This is a genomic window from Streptomyces sp. NPDC054770 (assembly GCF_053611985.1).
Window position 1 is genome coordinate 26,372 of record NZ_JBSHBL010000062.1, and the last position, 18,032, is coordinate 44,403.

Genomic DNA, 18,032 nt, shown 5'->3' on the forward strand with positions numbered 1-18,032 from the left:
ACGATCATCATCTGCGTGACGCGCTGTCACGTGATCGAGGAGACATTGCCCGTTGGGGTCGGATGGAGGGCCGAAAGGGTGCGGGCCCCAAACGAGGGCGCGCCGGGAGAACCGACCGGGAATCATCGACGAATCTGACGGGGCATCAGAAAACCTCTTCCGTCGGCCGCGTGACTGCGGCATCCTGCGCCCATGCAGACGGAGCTGAGCAAGACCCTGGGAGTCGAGCACGCCGTCTTCGGCTTCACGCCGTTTCCCGCCGTGGCCGCGGCCATCAGCCGGGCCGGCGGTTTCGGAGTGCTCGGCGCGGTCCGCTACACCGCCCCCGACGACCTCAAACGCGACCTCGACTGGATCGAGGCACATGTCGAAGGGAAGCCGTACGGGCTCGATGTCGTCATGCCCGCCAAGAAGGTCGAGGGCGTCAGCGAGGCCGACGTCGAGGCGATGATCCCGGAGGGGCACCGGCAGTTCGTACGGGACACCCTCGCCAAGTACGGCGTGCCCGAGCTGGCCGAGGGGGAGGTGTCCGGCTGGCGCATCACCGGGTGGATGGAGCAGGTCGCCCGGACCCAGCTCGACGTCGCCTTCGACTACCCGATCCGGCTGCTCGCCAACGCCCTCGGATCGCCGCCCGCCGACGTCGTCGACCGCGCCCACGACCAGGACATCCTCGTCGCCGCGCTGGCCGGCAGCGCCCGGCACGCGGTCAAACACCAGGACGCGGGCATCGATGTCGTCGTGGCCCAGGGCTACGAGGCCGGCGGCCACACCGGCGAGATCGCCACCATGGTGCTCACCCCGGAGGTCGTCGACGCCGTCGCCCCGCTGCCCGTCCTGGCGGCCGGTGGCATCGGCAGCGGGCAGCAGGTGGCCGCCGCGCTCAGCCTCGGCGCCCAAGGAGTATGGCTGGGCTCCATGTGGCTGACCGTCACAGAAGCCGACCTCTCCTCGCCCGCCGTGACCCGCAAGCTGCTCGCCGCCGGCTCCGGCGACACCGTCCGCTCCCGTGCCCTGACCGGCAAACCGGCCCGCCAGCTGCGCACCGAGTGGACCGACGCCTGGGACGACCCGAACGGTCCCGGCACCCTCCCCATGCCCCTCCAGGGCCTGCTCGTCGCCGAGGCCCTCACCCGCATCCAGAAGTACGAGGTCGCGCCCCTGCTCGGCACCCCCGTCGGCCAGATCGTCGGCCGCATGACCAGCGAACGCAGCGTCCAGGCCGTCTTCGACGACCTCACCCGGGGCTTCGAGCAGGCCGTCGACCGCATCAACCGCATCGCCGGAAGGAGCGGCACGTGACCAGTACGCCCCCCGCCGGATTCTGGGCCCAGGCCACCCGGGACCCCGACCGCACGGTCCTCGTCGCACCCGACGGCGAGGAATGGACCGCAGGCCGGCTGCACGCGGCCACCAACCGGCTCGTCCACGGGCTGCGGGCCGCGGGCCTGGAACGCGGGGACGCCTTCGCGGTCGTCCTGCCCAACGGGCCCGAGTTCCTCACCGCCTACCTGGCCGCCTCCCAGGCCGGCCTCTACCTCGTCCCGGTCAACCACCACTTCGTCGCCCCGGAGATCGCCTGGATCGTCGCCGACTCCGGCGCCAAGGTGCTGCTCGCCCACGAACGGTTCTCCGTCCCGGCCCGCCAGGCCGCCGACGAGGCCGGCCTCCCGGCCACCCACCGGTACGCGGTCGGCACGGTCGAGGGCTTCCGGCCGTACCCCGAACTCCTCGACGGACAGCCGGAGTCGGCACCCGCGGACCGCGAACTGGGCTGGGTCATGAACTACACCTCGGGCACGACGGGCCGCCCCCGCGGCATCCGCCGCCCGCTGCCCGGCAGGCTCCCGGAGGAGGCCTACCTCGGCGGCTTCCTCGGCATCTTCGGCATCCGCCCCTTCGACGACAACGTCCACCTGGTCTGCTCGCCGCTCTACCACACCGCCGTACTCCAGTTCGCGGGCGCGTCACTCCACATAGGCCACCGCCTCGTCCTCATGGACAAGTGGACCCCCGAGGAGATGCTCCGCCTGATCGACGCACACAAGTGCACCCACACCCATATGGTCCCGACCCAGTTCCACCGCCTGCTCGCCCTCCCCGCGGAGGTACGCGCTCGCCATGACGTCTCCTCCATGCGGCACGCCATCCACGGCGCCGCCCCCTGCCCGGACCACGTCAAGCGCGCCATGCTCGACTGGTGGGGCCCCAGCGTCGAGGAGTACTACGCGGCCAGCGAGGGCGGCGGCGCCTTCGCCACCGCCGAGGACTGGCTGAAGAAGCCCGGCACGGTCGGCAAGGCGTGGCCCATCAGCGAACTCGCGGTCTTCGACGACGACGGCAACCGGCTGCCGCCCGGCGAACTCGGCACCGTCTACATGAAGATGAACACCGGCGGCTTCGCCTACCACAAGGACGAGGCCAAGACGAGGAAGAACCGCATCGGCGACTTCTTCACCGTCGGCGACCTCGGCTACCTCGACGAGGACGGCTACCTGTTCCTCCGCGACCGCAAGATCGACATGATCATCTCGGGCGGGGTCAACATCTACCCCGCCGAGATCGAGTCCGTGCTCCTGTCCCACCCCGCCGTCGCCGACGCGGCCGCCTTCGGCATCCCGCACGACGACTGGGGGGAGGAGGTCAAGGCCGTCGTCGAACCCGCCCCCGGACACGAACCCGGGCCGGGCCTCGCCGCCGACCTCCTCGCCCACTGCGCCGGACAACTCGCCGGCTACAAGTGCCCCAAGACCGTCGACTTCATCGCCGAGATGCCCCGCGACCCCAACGGCAAGCTGTACAAGCGGCGGCTGCGGGACCCCTACTGGGAGGGACGCACCCGGCCGGTCTGACGGTGCCCGGCGCCTCAGGGGTGCGGGCGGTGGAGGGCCTCCAGGAACCCGGCGAGGCCGGCGGCGTCGGTGCCGAGCTTGCGGTAGACGCGGGACAGCAGCTGCCGTACACCCTGCTCGGTGAGTTTCAGCTCCTTGGCGACCACGGCCACCGGCTGCCCCTGGACGGTCAGTTCGGCGGTGCGCAGTTCCTGCGCGGTCAGCGTGTCCGCCTGCGCGTAGCGCAACGGCAGCGGCCGCAGCCCGGCCGCCGAGAGCTCCTCCCTGGCCCGGGCCGCGAGCGCCTCGGCCCCGCAGTGGACGGCACCTTCCAGCCCCTGGTAGAGCCGGTCGGCGGCCTCCTGGAGCCGGCCGCCCAGGGACAGTGCGGCGCCGTGCCCGATCTGTGCGCGGGCGAGTTCGTAGGCCGCGGGCGACTGCTCCAGCTGCTCGGCGGCCTGGGCGTACAGGTCGACCGCCGCCTGCCCGCCGGTCACCTCGGCGAGCGTGTGCAGGGCCTGCCCCACGGCGGAGGCGGCACCGAACTCCCGGGCCCGGCGCACCGCCTCCTCGGCGTGGCCGACCGCCTCCTCCGGGGCGGTGGGGGCGAGCGCGGACGCGAGCCGCAGCTGCCACGGGCACCAGGCCGGGTTGCGCCAGCCCCGCGCGTCCAGCCAGTCCCCGACCGCGGACAACAGCCGCGCCGCCTCGGCGTGCCGTCCCTCGGCGAGGAGGAGCTCGGCGTAGACGGTGCGGGGGTCGGGGTAGATGACGGCGTTCGGAGCCGTCGCACCGAATTGGTGCTCGTCGGCGAGTGCCCGCGCCTCGGCGACGCGCCCACGGGCCAGCAGCGTCTGGATCAGGATGCCCAGGGCGAACCACTGGGCGGGAACCGCCCCCGCCACCTTGTCGGCGATCTGCAGACCTCCCCGGACCAGCTCCTCGGCCTCGGCCAGACAGCCGCGGCGGTAGCGGATGTAGCCCGCGAGGGTCTGGCCGAGGGCCAGGTGGGAGCCGCGCCAGCCCATGGCCACGCATTCCGCGATCCCCTTGCCGAACAACTCCTCGGCCCGCCGCGGCTGGTCGGCGTACATGAAGACCAGCGCGACCGAGGCGGGGACCTCGAAACCCCGGTTCTCGTCGGTCCAGCTCATGCCGCCGGCCAGGGCCTTCTCGGCATGGGCAAGGGTGCTCTGCCGTGGTTCGCCACGCAGGACGGCATCCCAGGCCCGCAGTCCCAGGATGTAGCGCTCCTCAAGACTGCGGCCGGGCAACTGCTCGGCCAGCCGTGTCAGTGTCCGTGAGCGTGCGGGGGACTCGTGGTCGTCGGCCTGGAACATGCCCCAGACGAACTGATCGGCCTGCATGCGCAGTTTGACGCGCGGATTGGTGGCCTTCCGCGCCTCCTCGGTGGCCACGCTCACGGCCTCGGACAGCTGGTCGGTGTGGGCCAGCGCCTGCGTCAGCCGGAAAACGACGGACGCGCGCAGATCGGGGTCGACATCGGACTCCGCCAGCGCCTGGCGCAGGTACCGCACCGTGGCCGTGGGCTCGATCAGGAAGGTGGAGCACGCGAGTTCGTGCAGGACCGCGGCACGGTCCTCGGGCAGCGGCGGCTCCCGCAGCGCGCGGCTCAGCAGCCGTCGGGCGGCCTCGGTGGCCCCGGCGCGCAGGTACAGGCGGGCCGCCTCGCGGAGACACTCCACCGCCTCCGGGTTGCCTTCGCAGGGCACCTCCAGCAGATGCCGGGCGGCGGCGGTGGGACCGTGTCCCGCGGCCAGGACGGCCACCGCCGCGGCGTTGTGCATACCGACCCGGATGGCCGACGGGCGGATGGACCGGTAGATCGTCGTGGCGATCAGCGGGTGCACGAACTCGAGAGAGCCGTCGAGGTCGTGTCCGTAGGACAGGAACCGGGCCGTACGCAGCTTCTGGATCGCCTCGGCCGCCGCCTCCTCGCCGAGCACCGCGACGGTCGCGGCGAGCTGCGGCGAGAAGGGCGAACCCAGCACGGCCGCCGCGTGCGCGAAGCGCTGGGTCGCCGTGCCGAGCCGCTCCAGCTGCTCGATCAGTCCAGGGCCCTTGATCGCCGCGGCGATCTCACGCATCGCGGGCAGGTCGTCCTCGGTACCGGTCACCTTCCGCTCGGCGAGCTTGATGGCGAGTTCAACCGTCTCGAAGGGGCTCCCGCTGGTGGCCAGCCAGCATTCCTTGCAGAACTGGTCCTCGGCCGACTCCCCGACCTCGGCTCTGACGATCCGGGTCACCCCCTCGGTGGTGAGCAGCGCCAACTCGTGGGGGCGGTCCCCGTGGTGGCCCACGAGCGTGCGCAGTTCGCCCCCTTCCGGCGGCAGGTCGTCGGGCCGGTAGGCGACCACGAGCAGCAGCGGGAGGTCGTCGACCCGCGGCACGAAGGAGGTGAGCCACTTCAGGGACTCGGGGTCCGCCCAGTGCAGGTCGTCCAGGAGCAGGACCACGGGCGCCTTCTTCACCGTGAGCCGGGTCATGACCCAGTCCAGGCCCTCCTGGACTCCGGTGGGGTCGGGAGCGGGAGCGGACCCCTGTGCTTCGAGACCGAGCACGGCGGCGACGGTGTCGTACCAGCTTCCCAGGAATGCGTGGAGTTCCGCCGCGTCCATCCTCGCCAGTGCGGGCTGCATCAACTGGCGTACGACACGGAACGCCGAACCCTGTTCCGCCTCGCCGCCCCGGCCCGACAGCACGGTGAACCCGTCCGCCGCGGCCCTGGCGCGTGCTTCCGTGATGAGGGCCGTCTTGCCCAGTCCGGCCGACCCTGTGAAGGCGAGCAGTCCCTTGCGCCGCGCTCGTGGCACGCCGCCGGTGGTGCGCCGCAACTCCCGGAACGCGGCGTCGAGGGCCTGAATTTCCCGTCGGCGCTCGATCAAGGTCTTTTGGTCCGTGACCGGTTGCCGGGGCTCCGTTGCCATATGCCGTACCGCTTTCTTTCGTTCGGCCCGGGGAGAGCCGAGCGTACGCCTTGTCGCGGTTCGGGCAGGTCGGACTGAGTACTATCGGGTGAATCATGAACTGGAGAAGGGATAATGTCCTCCCTCTGGGTAAGAGGCCCTGATCGCCGTCTCGGAGAGGCGCATTCGCCGGACCACGTCGGGTACTCCTACGGCACGGCGGGCACCGTCACCACATCCGCGTACCGGGGTACGGTCCGGGACCAGTGGTAACACCCGCGGATCCAGCCGGTCATACCCTCCAGGTAGTTGACCCCCGCGGCGCTCAGCTCCGGCTCGACCTTGGCGCAGAGCTCCTGGAACTCCTCGATGGTGCCGTTGATCTGCCGGATGGCGAGGACCACGGCGGCCTGGAGAGAGCACCGGTTCTCGCGCTGGTGGGCCAGGGCCAGGTTGATCATCCCGCCGGCCCGCTGTTCTTTCACCGCGGAGAACAGGTCGGGTATCCACACCGCCGCGTCGGCCGACAGCCGGCCCAGTCGCTGTACGACGGGGTGGTGGAGTTCGGCGGGGGACAACTCGTCCGGATGGCCGGCCTCGCACAGCGGGTAGAACGGCTCGACTCCCGCGATGAGGGACCGGATGGAGGTGCAGTCCCCGGCCCGCAGAAGGTAGGGCTGGGCCTGGGCCACTGCTTCGTACAACAGGCCGTGTACGTATTCGCGGCTCTTCCAGGCCCAGCGGGCGGCCTGCCCGGGAGTGCACCGCTCCTGCACCTGCCGGTAGAGGTCGGCCAGGGCCGCGCCGAGGGGAGTGCCGGGTGGCCGGTCGTCCCGGAGGATCGCGATGCTCTCGAACAGCATCGGCAGCAGCAGACCAGGCGAGCGCTGACCGATGTCCTCCGCGCGGTCGTCGAAGATGAACTGGTAGGCGATCTGGTTGGCCATGATCTGGAGGAGACCGGAATCCACGCCGGCACTGATGTAGGACGCGAGCTCGGCCGGCCGGGTTCGGGTGATCATCTTCGCCACGCCCGGTTGGTCCGTCAGCCCCCACACGCGCAGCCATGTGTCGACGCCGGCCGCGGCTTCGGCTTCATGGGGGTTGCGCAGGAACGGGAAGGGCACGCGGAGGTGGGCGTCGATCAGGTCCCTGAGGTTGGCGACCGGAGTTCCGTCCGGTAGGTCGAGGGCGATTTCCTCATGCGTTGTCGACAACGTCATCACCTGCCGTTCGGGGCTCCGGAGAGCGAGGTGGGGCCGTGGTCGGCCGGCGGAACGGGCGCGACTCGCCCGAGGGCGTGCGCGGCCTGGCCCCACAGGCCATCACCAGCGACCGCGGCCCCAGCGTGATCGCGGGACGCGGTGCCCGTGGGACGTACCCGGGCAGATGGCGCAGCCGCACGCGTCCGGCGATGGTCGCGAGCGCCACCGTGACCTCCACCATGGCGAACTCGTCGCCGAGGCATTTGCGGTTGCCCGCGGCGAACGGCATCATCGCGCGGCGCTGTTCGGCGGTGGGCCGCCCCGGCAGCCAGCGGTCGGGGTCGAAGCGCTCGGGGTCGGGGAACGACGCCGGGTCGTGGTGCAGGAGGTAGGGGCTGTAGAGCACGGTGGCTCCCGCCGGCAGCCGGCATCCGGCGAGTTCGGTCTCCCGGGTGGCGACGCGGGTGAAGAGCCAGCCGGGGGAGGAGTGGCGCAGCGTCTCGGAGACGACGCACCGGGTCTGGACGAGGTCCGGCAGATCGCCGGGGCCGGGCCGGCGGCCGCCCGGGAGGACGGTGTCCAGTTCGGCGTGCAGGCGCTGTTCGGCCTCCGGATGGCGGGCCAGCAGGCTGAACGCCGCGGCCAGGGTCAGGGCCGAGGTCTCGGCGCCGGTGAGCAGCAGGGTGATCAGGTGGTCGTGGATCTCCTGGTCGGTGAGGCCCGCCGTCGTGCCGTCGTCGCGGGTGGCCGCCAGCAGCGTTCCCAGGACGTCGTCCCGGGCGGCGCTGCGGCGGCGTTCCGCGATCGCCGCGTCGATGACGGCGTGCAGGCGGGCCAGCGCGCGCCGGTAGCGGCGGTTGGCGGGGGCCGGGAGCCGGAACAGGGCGTCGATCGGTACGACCGTGCGGACGAAGAGGCCCCGGACGACGTCGGCGAGAGCGTCCCGCACCTGCGCGGACGTCGTGTCGTCCAGCGAGTCGGAGAGCAGGACCCGGCTGATCACGCGGGTCGTGAGGGTCGTCATCGCCTCGGTGACGGGAACCGTACGGCCCGCCTGCCACCCCTCGCACACCGACTCGGCCTCCTCGGCGACGAGTTCCGTGTACGCGGCGGCGTGGGACGGGCGGAAAGCGGGCTGCAGCAGCCTGCGTTTGTCCCGGTGCGCGGACTGACGGCAGGTGACCAGTCCGTCGCCCATCAGCTTGCCCAGCCGGTCGTAGAGCGGGCCCCCTTTGTCGAAGGTGTGCGGGTCCGTGAGCACCTCGTGGGCCAGCTCCGGGTGGCACACCATCCAGGCGCGCTGGGGGCCCAGTCGTATCTCGACCAGATCCCCGTACGCGGGCAAAGAATTCAGAAACGCCAGCGGTCGACGGTATAAGGCGATACCGTGACCGAGGAGTGGGAATATGCCGGGAGCAGTACCTGTCGTCCACGTTCGTTTTTGTTCAGGCACAGCACCGTTCATGGAAGCCTCCTGCCCAGTGCGACACGTGAAATGAGCGAACCTGCTTCGGGTCTGACACCCGAGACAAGTCCTGCCCAGTTCAACCGTGTCCGGGTTTCCGGAAACCTTTCTCCAAAGGGGCGCACGGGGGCACGCTGAAGCAAAAAGCACAGGGGACGTACGTCTCTTGATGCATGGCGCATCGATTGTGATTGCATCTGTCCCCCCAGTGACCTCCCGCCCCGTCCGGCCCCCTGGGCTTTCGAGGTCCGCCTTCGCGCTCGCTTGACCTGCCCCGGCGACAGGCCGAGGATCATGAGCCATGACGCAGGGACAGGGCAGCACGGTGGACGGGGTGCTGCGGCGCAGTGCCCGGCGCACTCCCGCACGGGTGGCGGTGCGGTACGGCGACCGGCGGTGGACGTACGAGGAACTCGACGACGCCGTCTCACGCGCGGCGCGCGTACTGCTCGGCCAGGGCCTCGACCGAGGTGACCGGGTCGGCACCTACGGACACAACTCCGACGCCTACCTGATCGCCTTCCTCGCCTGCGCCCGCGCCGGCCTGGTCCACGTCCCGGTCAACCAGAACCTCACCGGCGACGACCTCGCCTACATCGTCGGCCAGTCGGGCAGCTCACTGGTGCTGGCCGACCCGGATCTCGCCGACCGGCTCCCGGACGGCGTACGGGCGCTGCCGCTGCGGGACGCCGACGGCTCGCTCCTCGCCCTGCTCGCGGACGCGGCGCCGTACGACGGGCCCGAACCACGCACCGAGGACCTGGTGCAACTGCTCTACACCTCCGGGACCACGGCGCTGCCCAAGGGCGCGATGATGACCCACCGGGCGCTGGTGCACGAGTACCTGAGCGCGATCGCCGCCCTCGACCTGAGCGCCGGGGACCGGCCCGCGCACGCGCTGCCGCTCTACCACTCCGCCCAGATGCACGTGTTCCTGCTGCCCTACCTGGCGGTGGGCGCCACCAACATCATCCTCGACGGGCCGGCCGGCGACACCCTCTTCGACCTGGTCGAGGCCGGGGACGTGGACAGCCTGTTCGCGCCGCCCACCGTGTGGATCGGACTCTCCAACCGCCCCGACTTCGCCACCCGCGACCTCGGCGGACTGCGCAAGGCCTACTACGGCGCCTCGATCATGCCGGTGCCCGTCCTGGAGCGGCTGCGCGAACGGCTGCCGAAACTCGCCCTGTTCAACTGCTTCGGGCAGAGCGAGATCGGACCGCTCGCCACCGTGCTCGCCCCCGAGGAGCACAAGGGACGGCTCGACTCCTGTGGCCGCACCGTCCTGTTCGTGGAGGCACGCGTGGTCGGCGAGGACGGCGAGGACGTGCCCGACGGCACACCCGGTGAGATCGTCTACCGGTCACCGCAGCTGTGCGAGGGCTACTGGGACAAGCCCGAGGAGACCGAAGAGGCCTTCCGGGACGGCTGGTTCCACTCCGGCGACCTCGCGGTGCGCGACGCCGACGGCTACTACACGATCGTCGACCGGGTGAAGGACGTCATCAACTCCGGTGGCGTGCTGGTGGCTTCACGACAGGTCGAGGACGCCCTCTACAGCCACGAGGCGGTCGCCGAGGCCGCCGTGATCGGCCTGCCCGACGCGCGGTGGATCGAGGCGGTCACGGCCGTCGTCGTACCGCGCGGCGAGATCGACGAGGCCGGGCTGATCGCCCATGTGAAGGAGAAACTGCCCGCCTTCAAGGCGCCCAAGCGGATCCTGTTCGTGGACGCGCTGCCCCGCAACGCCAGCGGGAAGATCCTGAAGCGGGAACTGCGGGAGCGGTTCGGCCCCGCCACGTGAGGTCCCGGGAGGCGGCTCCCGCGATGCCCCGGGACGTGAGTGTCGGCACAACGCCCGCCCAGAACCCAAGAAGTCTGGTTCCATACCATGTGCGGCTTCCGACACCACGTCCGCCGTTCACCGCCGGCGTGCACCCAACAGACATGAGCTGCTGCCTCCCCGTCCCCCTCGGCGCACTCGCGGGCATCCCCGGTCCCTGCGAGACGCTGCGCTCCGCCTTCCTCCTCGCACCCGCCCTGCTCCGGTCCGCCACCGTCCCCCGCCCCCGTCACCCCCGTTCGCTCATCGCCGTCCACCTGGAACTGGTCACCCTCACCGAGGACCGCGCCGTCATCACCTGGCACACCGCCCTGCCCGGCAGCGACGACGGCACCGGCCGGCCGCTGCCCGCCGTCACCGAGGGCGAGGTGGTCTACGGCACCCACCCGGCCCGCCTCAACCACACCGCCGGGGAGGACGGCCCCACCGCGCACCACCACGTCGAACTCACCGGCCTGGAGCCGGGCCAGACGTACTACTACCAGGCCCGCTCCCGGGGCCTGGCCGCCACCCCCACCGCGCTGCACCTGGTGCGCGGCAACGCGGCCGGCACCTCCCGCCACGGCTTCGACACGCCCGGCGGTCCCTACTCCTTCACCACTCCGCAGCCCCCGCCCGGCCGCCACCTGCTCTCTCTCGCCCTCTGCAACGACCTGCACATCGGCGAGAGCGTCGCCGGTCTGGTCGCCGGGGTCCCCGTGCTGCGCGGAGTGGCGCAGCGGGCGGGACTCGCCCCCTACCCGGAGCTCATGAGCCGGGCCGTGGTGGCCGAGGCCCGCCGCCGCGGAGCCCAGTTGCTGCTGGCCGCCGGTGACATCTCCGCCGGCGGCGGACCGCGCGACCTGGCGACGGCCCGACGGATCCTGGACGGGTTCGGCACCCACCGGCGGGACTACTTCGCCGTCCGGGGCAACCACGACCGCGGCGCGGACGGGGACGACGCCTTCCACCGCGTGTTCGGCGGATCCGACCGGCCCGGCTGGTTCGAGCACGACGTGGGCGGACTGCGGATCATCGGCCTCGACACCTACGACAAGCGCGGCAACGGCGCCGACGCGGGCGGCCTCGGTGCCGAGCAGCTGTCCTGGTTCCGGCGCCGGCTGCGGGCCCACCGGGAACAGCCCACCGTGGTCTTCGGCCACCATCCGCTGACCGTGCGGGAGTCGCTCTTCCCGGTGAGCCCGGCGCAGCGCCTCGGCCGCCGCCAGGCCCGCGAGATCCTCCGGGCCTACGCCGCCGCCCCGGGTGTGTTCCTCCACCATGTGGGCCACACCCACCGCAACAAGCGCACCCATGTGCCTCTCGCCCCGCAGGTGACGCTCCAGGAGGTCGGTGCCGCCAAGGAGTACCCCGGCGGGTTCTTCCTGCTGCGGATCCACAGCGGCGGCTACGCGCTCAACTTCTTCCGGGCGCGCACCGCCGAGGCCCTGGAGTGGAACGACCGCAGCCGCAGGCAGGCCGGGGGACTGTGGCCGTACCACGCGCTCGGCCGAACGGTCGCCGACCGCAACAGTGTGGTCGCCCGCGACCTGTCCGGCATCGGCCGGCTGGTGCCGCCGTCCGCCCAGCCGTATTCGCCCCATGGGATGACGGCGGTCCCGAACGCCCGCCCGGATGTGGCCTGAGAAGGGACACCTCCGTAGCGTGGGGACATGTCGACCCTGTGGGAACTCATGCAGGACTGCATCCCTGACGACCACGCACGTCAGGTCACCTCCCGCTACTACCTCGACGAAGCCATGCGCTCGCCGCGGGCTCCGGACCGGGTGGTCGACCTCGGCTGCGGGCGGGGCACGTCGGCCGAGCTCTTCCGCAAGCACGACTCCGGCGTCCGCTGGGTGGGTGTCGACATCCGCGATTCGCCGGAGGCCGCCCAGCGCACGCCCGGCGGTGACAGCGTGGTGTACTTCGACGGCGTCAACCTGCCGTTCCGCTCCGACGCCGTGCCGCTCGTCTACTCGCATCAGGTCTTCGAACACGTGGCCCGCCCCAGGGAACTGCTCGCGGAGGTGAGCAGGGTGCTGCGGCCGGGCGGGCTCTTCATCGGCAGCACCTCCCAGTTCGAGCCCTACCACTCCTTCAGCCTCTGGAACTACACGCCCTACGGATTCCGGGTGCTGGTCGAGGAGGCCGGGCTCGCCCTGGAGGAGATCCGGCCCTCGCTGGACGGCGTCACGCTGATCATGCGCACCTACCACGGCGCACGGAAGAAGGAGTACGGCCGTTTCTGGCAGACGGAGTCGCCGCTCAACACGGAGATCGACGTCTGGGCCCGCAAGAGCAAGCGCAACACGGCCCTGGTGAACCTCCGCAAGCTCACGTTCTGCGGGCAGTTCGCCTTCCGGGTGAGCAAGCCGGCCCCGCGCACCTGACATCGGGGCCGTCCGCCGAAATCCGTTGCGACAGTGCGCCGCCGTCCCCGAGGATCAGCGCCATGCCCTCCTTCACCGCAGCCGACGGTACCCGGCTCGCCTACCACGTCAGCGGCGAGGGCGAACCGCTCGTCGTGCTCCCGGGCGGCCCCATGCGGGCCTCCGGCTATCTCGGGGACCTCGGCGGCCTGGCCGGCCACCGCCGGCTGATCCTGCTCGACCTGCGGGGGACCGGCGACTCCGCGGTGCCCGCCGACCCGGCGTCGTACCGCTGCGACCGACTGGTCGACGACGTGGAGATGTTGCGCGCCCACATGGGGCTCGACCACATGGACGTACTGGCGCACTCGGCGGGTGCGAGCCTGGCGATCCTGTACGCGGCAGCGCATCCCGACCGGGTGTGGCGGCTCGCGCTGATCACCGGCAACCCCTCGGCCCTCGGCCTGCGGGCCACCCCCGAGGAGCGGCTGGCGGCGGCCCGGCTGCGGGCGGCGGAGCCCTGGTTCGCGGAGGCCTTCCCCGCGCTGGAGGCATGGCTGACCGGCTCCGGGGACTTCGACGAGGTGTTCATGCCCTTCTTCCACGGCCGCTGGGACGACGCCGCCCGGGCCCATGTCGCGGCCACCGAGAAGCAGACCAACTTCGACGCGGGCGACCGCTACTTCGCCGAGGGCGCCTTCACCCCGGACGCCACCCGCACCGCCCTGCGTGCTCTCACGGCCCCCGTCCTGGTGTACGCCGGTGAGCTCGACGGCAGCCCCGGCCCGGCCCTGGCCCGGCGGGCCGCCGAGGCCTTCCCGGCCGCCGAGGTCGTCGTGCAGCCCGGGGCCGGTCACTACCCCTGGCTGGACGACCCCGAGTGGTTCGTCCGCCGTACCGTCGCCTTCCTGGACGCCTGAGCCGCACCCGGGGCCCGCGGTCCGAAGGCCTTCAGGAAGCGGTCGCGGAACTGGTTCATCGCCCAGATCGGCGCGTCCGGGGCGGGCTTCGGCCCCGGTGTCCAGCCCCAGCCGGCGACCCGGTCCAGGACCGCCGGGTCGTGCGCGACGACCGTGACCGGGACGTCCCGGCGTGGGCTGCCGGCGACGACCTCCGGGCGGGGCTGGTGGTCGCCGAGGAAGACCAGGACCGTGTTCCGGTGGGCGTAGCGGCCCATGAACGCGAACAGGCTGCGCAGCGAGTACTCGATCGAGGCCCGGTACTCGGTGCGCACGCTCGCGGTGTCCTTCCAGACCTCCGCCGGGTCCTTGCCCGCCTTCCGGATCGGCCCGAAGACCGAGCCGTCACCGAGGTCCCGCCAGTCGATCATGCGGGGCAGGGGTGCCCAGGGCTGGTGGCTGGAGGCGAGGACGATCTCCGCCATCAGCGGGCGCCGGTTCTTCTTCCCGTACTCCAGACGGTCGAAGGCCTCCAACGTGAACTGGTCGGGGACAGGGGTCCAGCTGAAGTACGGGCCGTGGTAGCCGAGGTGCGTGGCGTCGTAGGAGCGGTCGAGGCCGAAGAACCGGGCCTCCGGCCAGGCGCGGCGGACGCCCGGGACGACACCGACCGTGCGCCAGGCGCCGGTCCTGCGGAAGTACCGGTTGAGGGTCGTCCGGTCGCCGGAGACCAGATGCCGGTAGCGCTGCTGGTTGTTGATCCACAGCCCGGACAGCAGCGTGGCATGGCACATCCAGCTGCCCGCCCCGAGCACCGGGGACCGCAGCCAGCCGCTGCGCGCCTCGAAACCGGCCGCCCTGAGCGAGGCGCCGCCCTCCTTGAGGACCGCGCCGACCGGCCCCGCCATCGCCGGGTCCTCGATCGCGGTACGGCCGTAGCTCTCCACGAACATGAACAGCACGTCCTTGCCGCGCAGGCCCGTCAGCAGCCGGTCCGGCGGAGTGCGCTCGAAGGCGTCGACGGCGGCCTCCGCCGCGAAGACCCGCTCGTCCGCCAGACCCGCGCGGACCGCCTGCACCCGGTCGTCCACCAACTGCGCGTCGAACGTCGAGGCGACGGGCGCGCCGCCGGCCTCGAGGCCGAAGGTGGCACAGGTGACCCAGGCGACGGCCAGCACCAGCGTGGTACGGCCCGCGGGCGGGCGCCGGCGCGCCATCCGCTCGGCGAGCCGCACCAGGGCGAGGGCGGTGAGGGCCGGCACGGTCGCGGCGAGGAGCACGGCTCCGGCGATCGCGAGCACCTCACTGGTCCGGCCGAACGACTCGCGTACGTAGTCCGCCGCGTCGTCCAGCAGGATCCAGTCGAGCACCAGGTCGAACGGCCGTTGCAGCACCGAGTAGAAGCCCATGTCCAGGCACTTCACCAGCGTCAGCATGCCCAGCACGGCGCCCGCCAGCACCGCCGTGACGCGCCGCGCCCGCCCGGGCAGCACCAGCAGCACGGACATGAGCACGAGCCCCTCGGCGGGCAGGCGCAGGAAGGCCGTCGGCGTGAGCAGGTCGAGCCGGTTCGGCAGCAGCAGCGCGGCCAGGAGCAGGACGGCGCAGGCGACGGTCGTCGCCACCGCGACGGCCCGGGCGGTGCGCGGATGCCTTCGCCGCCGGCCTCCGTCCGTACCCGGACCGGCCGGTGCGGGCACGGCCTTGGGCGTCCGGGCGGGCGTGGGGTGCGACACCGGAGGTCCTTCCGTACGGCCGTCGTGACACCGCGTGCATGATCGACATCGGATCGTGCGCACAGCGTACGGCCCCCGGACCGCCCCGCGGCGGTGGCACACCCACGCGTTCTACCGGTCGGCGGCCACCGCCACCTCCCGCGCCCACCGGTAGTCCGCCTTGCCGCTCGGCGACCGCTGGATCGCCTCCGTGATCACCAGCTGCCGGGGGACCTTGTATCCGGCCAGACGGGTACGGCAGTGGGTCTGGATGTCTGTGAGGGAGGGCGGCTCGGCACCCTGGCGCAGCTGCACCACGGCCGCCACATGGTTGCCCCAGGTGGTGTCCGGCACCCCGGCGACGAGCGCGTCGTACACGTCCGGGTGCGATTTCAGCGCCTGTTCGACCTCCTCCGGGTACACCTTCTCGCCCCCGGTGTTGATGCACTGCGAGCCCCGGCCGAGCACGGTCACGACGCCGTCCTCGGCGACCGTCGCCATGTCGCCGAGGAGCACCCACCTCCGGCCGTCCTTCTCGAAGAACGTCTCGGCGGTTTTCACCGGGTCGTTGTAGTAGCCGAGCGGCACGTGCCCGCTCTGCGCGACCCGGCCGATCTCGCCCACCGCCACCGGCTCGTGGGTGGCCGGATCGACCACCTGGGTACGGGAGTTGACGCGCACCCGGAAGCCGCTGCCGGCCCCGGAGTCATCGGTCGCGGTGCCGTTGAAGCCGGACTCGGAGGACCCGAAGTTGTTCAGCAGCATGGTGTTCGGGACGAGCTCGCTGAACTGCCGGCGCACGGTCTCGGAGAGGATCGCACCGGAGGAGGAGACGCTGAACATGGCCGAGCAGTCGATGCCCTTCAGCGGCCCGTTGAGCGCGTCGATCAGCGGGCGCAGCATCGCGTCGCCGACCAGGGACATGCTGGTGACCTTCTCCTTCTCGATGGTCCGCAGCACCTCCTCGGGCACGAACTTGCGGTGGATCACGACGCGTTGCCCGAAGTTGAAGCCGATGAAGGTGGTGAGGGTGGACGTGCCGTGCATCAGCGGGGGAGTCGGGAAGAAGGTGATGCCGGTCCCGCCCGCCGCGACCCGCTCGGCCAGCTCCTCCGGCCGCTTCACCGGCTCGCCGGTCGGCGCTCCACCGCCCAACCCGGCGAAGAACAGATCCTCCTGACGCCACATCACACCCTTGGGCATCCCGGTCGTGCCGCCGGTGTAGATGATGAACTGGTCGTCCGCCGAGCGCGCCGGGAACCCCCGCTCGGGCGACCCGGCGGCCTCGGCCTCCGCGAAGGGGACGGCCTTGAGTCCCGCGTCCACCGGCTCGCCCACCCGCACCAGGTGCCGCAGCTTCGGCGCCCGGGGCAGCGCCCCCGCCACCCGGTCGTCGAACTCCGCGTCGAAGACCAGTGCGACCAGATCCGCGTCCCGGTAGAGGTACACCAACTCCTCTTCGACGTACCGGTAGTTGACATTGACCGGTACGACCCGGGCCTTCAGGCAGCCGAGCACCGTCTGGAGGTACTCGACCCCGTTGTAGAGGTGCAGACCGAGATGCTCGCCCGGGCGGATGCCGCTGTCGATCAGATGGTGGCCGATGCGGTTGGCGGCGGCGTCCAGCTCCGCGTAGGTCAGCCGGCGTTCCGCACCCGTGCCGGGGTGGTCGAGGTAGACGAGCGCCTCGCGGTCCGGGGCCACGTCCACGACCGACTCGAACAGATCGGCAAGGTTGTACTCCACCGCTCCTCCTGACCCCGGCAACCGTGACGAAGAAAGGCGCACCTGTCCGTTCGCCGGTCATCAGAGCAAAGGGCGCGGCAAGTGTGAAGGGTTCGCGCGAAGAAATCTGACTGTCTGTCAGAAAACCCTTGAAGTGCCTCCCCGGCTACTGCAACCTGTTCTCGTTCTGGTGGAGGGGAGACGATCCCTTTCGGAGGGGAGACGGTCCATGGGTGGGACGGAACACCTCACCGTGCGGCGCGAGGGCGCCACACTCGTGCTCACGCTCAACCGGCCCGAGGCGAAGAACGCGCTCTCGATCTCCATGCTCGTCGGCCTGTACGACGGCTGGATCGAGGCCGACGAGGACGACGACGTCCGCTCGATCGTGCTCACCGGGGCCGGGGGCGCCTTCTGCGCCGGGATGGACCTCAAGGCGCTCGCCGGACAGGAGATGGCGGGGGAGCACCTGCGTGACCGGCTGAAGGCCGACCCCGATCTGCACTGGAAGGCGATGCTCCGCCATCATCGCCCGCGCAAACCGGTGATCGCGGCCGTCGAGGGGTACTGCGTCGCGGGCGGCACCGAGATCCTCCAGGGCACCGACATCCGGGTGGCGGGCGAGTCCGCGACGTTCGGTCTCTTCGAGGTCCGGCGGGGACTCTTCCCGATCGGCGGTTCCACGGTGCGGCTGCAGCGGCAGATTCCGCGCACGCACGCCCTGGAGATGCTGCTCACCGGACGGCCGTACAGCGCGCGTGAGGCCGCGGACATCGGGCTGGTCGGGCATGTCGTTCCCGACGGGGGTGCGCTCGACAAGGCACTGGAGATCGCCGAACAGATCAACGCGTGCGGGCCGTTGGCGGTCGAGGCGGTCAAGGCGTCGGTGTACGAGACCGCGGAGCTGACGGAGGCCGACGGGCTGGCCGCGGAGCTGAAGCGGGGGTGGCCGATCTTCGACACGGCTGATGCGAAGGAGGGCGCTCGCGCCTTCGCGGAGAAGCGGCCGGCCGTCTACAAGCGCGAGTGATGCCCGGGGTGCGTCGGACGCTGCGGGCCGTGTGTGGCTGG

General features: G+C 71.5%; 12 protein-coding genes. 7 read left to right on the forward strand and 5 right to left on the reverse strand.

Features of this window, described 5'->3' with window-relative positions:
* Window positions 1–192 precede the first annotated feature (192 nt).
* A complete protein-coding gene (locus tag ACWGKQ_RS38205) occupies window positions 193–1,302 on the forward strand; it encodes an NAD(P)H-dependent flavin oxidoreductase (RefSeq protein ID WP_453296639.1) in 1,110 nt (369 codons plus the stop codon).
* Complete coding sequence (locus ACWGKQ_RS38210) at window positions 1,299–2,852, forward strand: acyl-CoA synthetase (RefSeq protein WP_453296640.1); 1,554 nt, start codon at window positions 1,299–1,301, stop codon at window positions 2,850–2,852. The genes ACWGKQ_RS38205 and ACWGKQ_RS38210 overlap by 4 nt, the downstream gene beginning before the upstream one ends.
* Before the next feature lie 14 nt (window positions 2,853–2,866).
* On the opposite strand, the gene ACWGKQ_RS38215 is transcribed toward ACWGKQ_RS38210, so the two are convergent.
* From ACWGKQ_RS38215 to ACWGKQ_RS38225, 3 genes are all read right to left on the reverse strand, one after another.
* Complete coding sequence (locus ACWGKQ_RS38215) at window positions 2,867–5,779, reverse strand: ATP-binding protein (RefSeq protein ID WP_453296641.1); 2,913 nt, start codon at window positions 5,777–5,779, stop codon at window positions 2,867–2,869.
* Between the two features lie 188 nt (window positions 5,780–5,967).
* Window positions 5,968–6,981: a (-)-alpha-amorphene synthase gene (locus ACWGKQ_RS38220; RefSeq protein ID WP_453296642.1), complete on the reverse strand. Its 1,014-nt coding sequence runs from the start codon at window positions 6,979–6,981 to the stop codon at window positions 5,968–5,970.
* Window positions 6,959–8,428, reverse strand: a complete 1,470-nt coding sequence (locus tag ACWGKQ_RS38225) for a cytochrome P450 (protein ID WP_453296643.1) — start codon at window positions 8,426–8,428, stop codon at window positions 6,959–6,961. Before ACWGKQ_RS38225 ends, ACWGKQ_RS38220 begins: the two co-directional genes overlap by 23 nt.
* A 301-nt stretch (window positions 8,429–8,729) precedes the next feature.
* Between ACWGKQ_RS38225 and ACWGKQ_RS38230 the strand changes: the two genes are divergently transcribed.
* From ACWGKQ_RS38230 to ACWGKQ_RS38245, 4 genes are all read left to right on the forward strand, one after another.
* Complete coding sequence (locus ACWGKQ_RS38230; protein ID WP_453296644.1) at window positions 8,730–10,232, forward strand: acyl-CoA synthetase; 1,503 nt, start codon at window positions 8,730–8,732, stop codon at window positions 10,230–10,232.
* 143 nt (window positions 10,233–10,375) lie between these two features.
* Complete coding sequence (locus ACWGKQ_RS38235) at window positions 10,376–11,896, forward strand: metallophosphoesterase (RefSeq protein ID WP_453296645.1); 1,521 nt, start codon at window positions 10,376–10,378, stop codon at window positions 11,894–11,896.
* A 27-nt stretch (window positions 11,897–11,923) separates the two neighbouring features.
* The gene (locus tag ACWGKQ_RS38240) at window positions 11,924–12,643 is read left to right on the forward strand and encodes a class I SAM-dependent methyltransferase (RefSeq protein WP_453296646.1); all 720 of its coding nucleotides are present in this window, start codon (window positions 11,924–11,926) and stop codon (window positions 12,641–12,643) included.
* A 62-nt stretch (window positions 12,644–12,705) separates the two neighbouring features.
* Window positions 12,706–13,542: an alpha/beta fold hydrolase gene (locus tag ACWGKQ_RS38245; protein ID WP_453296647.1), complete on the forward strand. Its 837-nt coding sequence runs from the start codon at window positions 12,706–12,708 to the stop codon at window positions 13,540–13,542.
* On the opposite strand, the gene ACWGKQ_RS38250 is transcribed toward ACWGKQ_RS38245, so the two are convergent.
* Window positions 13,479–15,257 (reverse strand): sulfatase, encoded by a 1,779-nt coding sequence (locus tag ACWGKQ_RS38250; RefSeq protein ID WP_453296648.1) that lies wholly within the window; start codon window positions 15,255–15,257, stop codon window positions 13,479–13,481. The genes ACWGKQ_RS38245 and ACWGKQ_RS38250 overlap by 64 nt on opposite strands.
* Before the next feature lie 111 nt (window positions 15,258–15,368).
* Window positions 15,369–16,982, reverse strand: a complete 1,614-nt coding sequence (locus tag ACWGKQ_RS38255; RefSeq protein WP_453296649.1) for an acyl-CoA synthetase — start codon at window positions 16,980–16,982, stop codon at window positions 15,369–15,371.
* 208 nt (window positions 16,983–17,190) lie between these two features.
* Here ACWGKQ_RS38255 and ACWGKQ_RS38260 point away from each other — a divergent pair, with 208 nt between their 5' ends.
* Window positions 17,191–17,991, forward strand: a complete 801-nt coding sequence (locus ACWGKQ_RS38260; RefSeq protein WP_453296650.1) for a crotonase/enoyl-CoA hydratase family protein — start codon at window positions 17,191–17,193, stop codon at window positions 17,989–17,991.
* Window positions 17,992–18,032 lie beyond the last annotated feature (41 nt).

Bases quoted from the DNA above. Each gene is read 5' to 3' on its own strand.
- ACWGKQ_RS38205 (WP_453296639.1), top strand. From the start codon at position 193: ATGCAGACGGAGCTGAGCAAGACCCTGGGAGTCGAGCACGCCGTCTTC.
- ACWGKQ_RS38215 (WP_453296641.1), bottom strand. From the start codon at position 5,779: ATGGCAACGGAGCCCCGGCAACCGGTCACGGACCAAAAGACCTTGATC.
- ACWGKQ_RS38220 (WP_453296642.1), bottom strand. From the start codon at position 6,981: ATGACGTTGTCGACAACGCATGAGGAAATCGCCCTCGACCTACCGGAC.
- ACWGKQ_RS38225 (WP_453296643.1), bottom strand. From the start codon at position 8,428: ATGAACGGTGCTGTGCCTGAACAAAAACGAACGTGGACGACAGGTACT.
- ACWGKQ_RS38230 (WP_453296644.1), top strand. From the start codon at position 8,730: ATGACGCAGGGACAGGGCAGCACGGTGGACGGGGTGCTGCGGCGCAGT.
- ACWGKQ_RS38235 (WP_453296645.1), top strand. From the start codon at position 10,376: ATGAGCTGCTGCCTCCCCGTCCCCCTCGGCGCACTCGCGGGCATCCCC.
- ACWGKQ_RS38240 (WP_453296646.1), top strand. From the start codon at position 11,924: ATGTCGACCCTGTGGGAACTCATGCAGGACTGCATCCCTGACGACCAC.
- ACWGKQ_RS38245 (WP_453296647.1), top strand. From the start codon at position 12,706: ATGCCCTCCTTCACCGCAGCCGACGGTACCCGGCTCGCCTACCACGTC.
- ACWGKQ_RS38260 (WP_453296650.1), top strand. From the start codon at position 17,191: ATGGGTGGGACGGAACACCTCACCGTGCGGCGCGAGGGCGCCACACTC.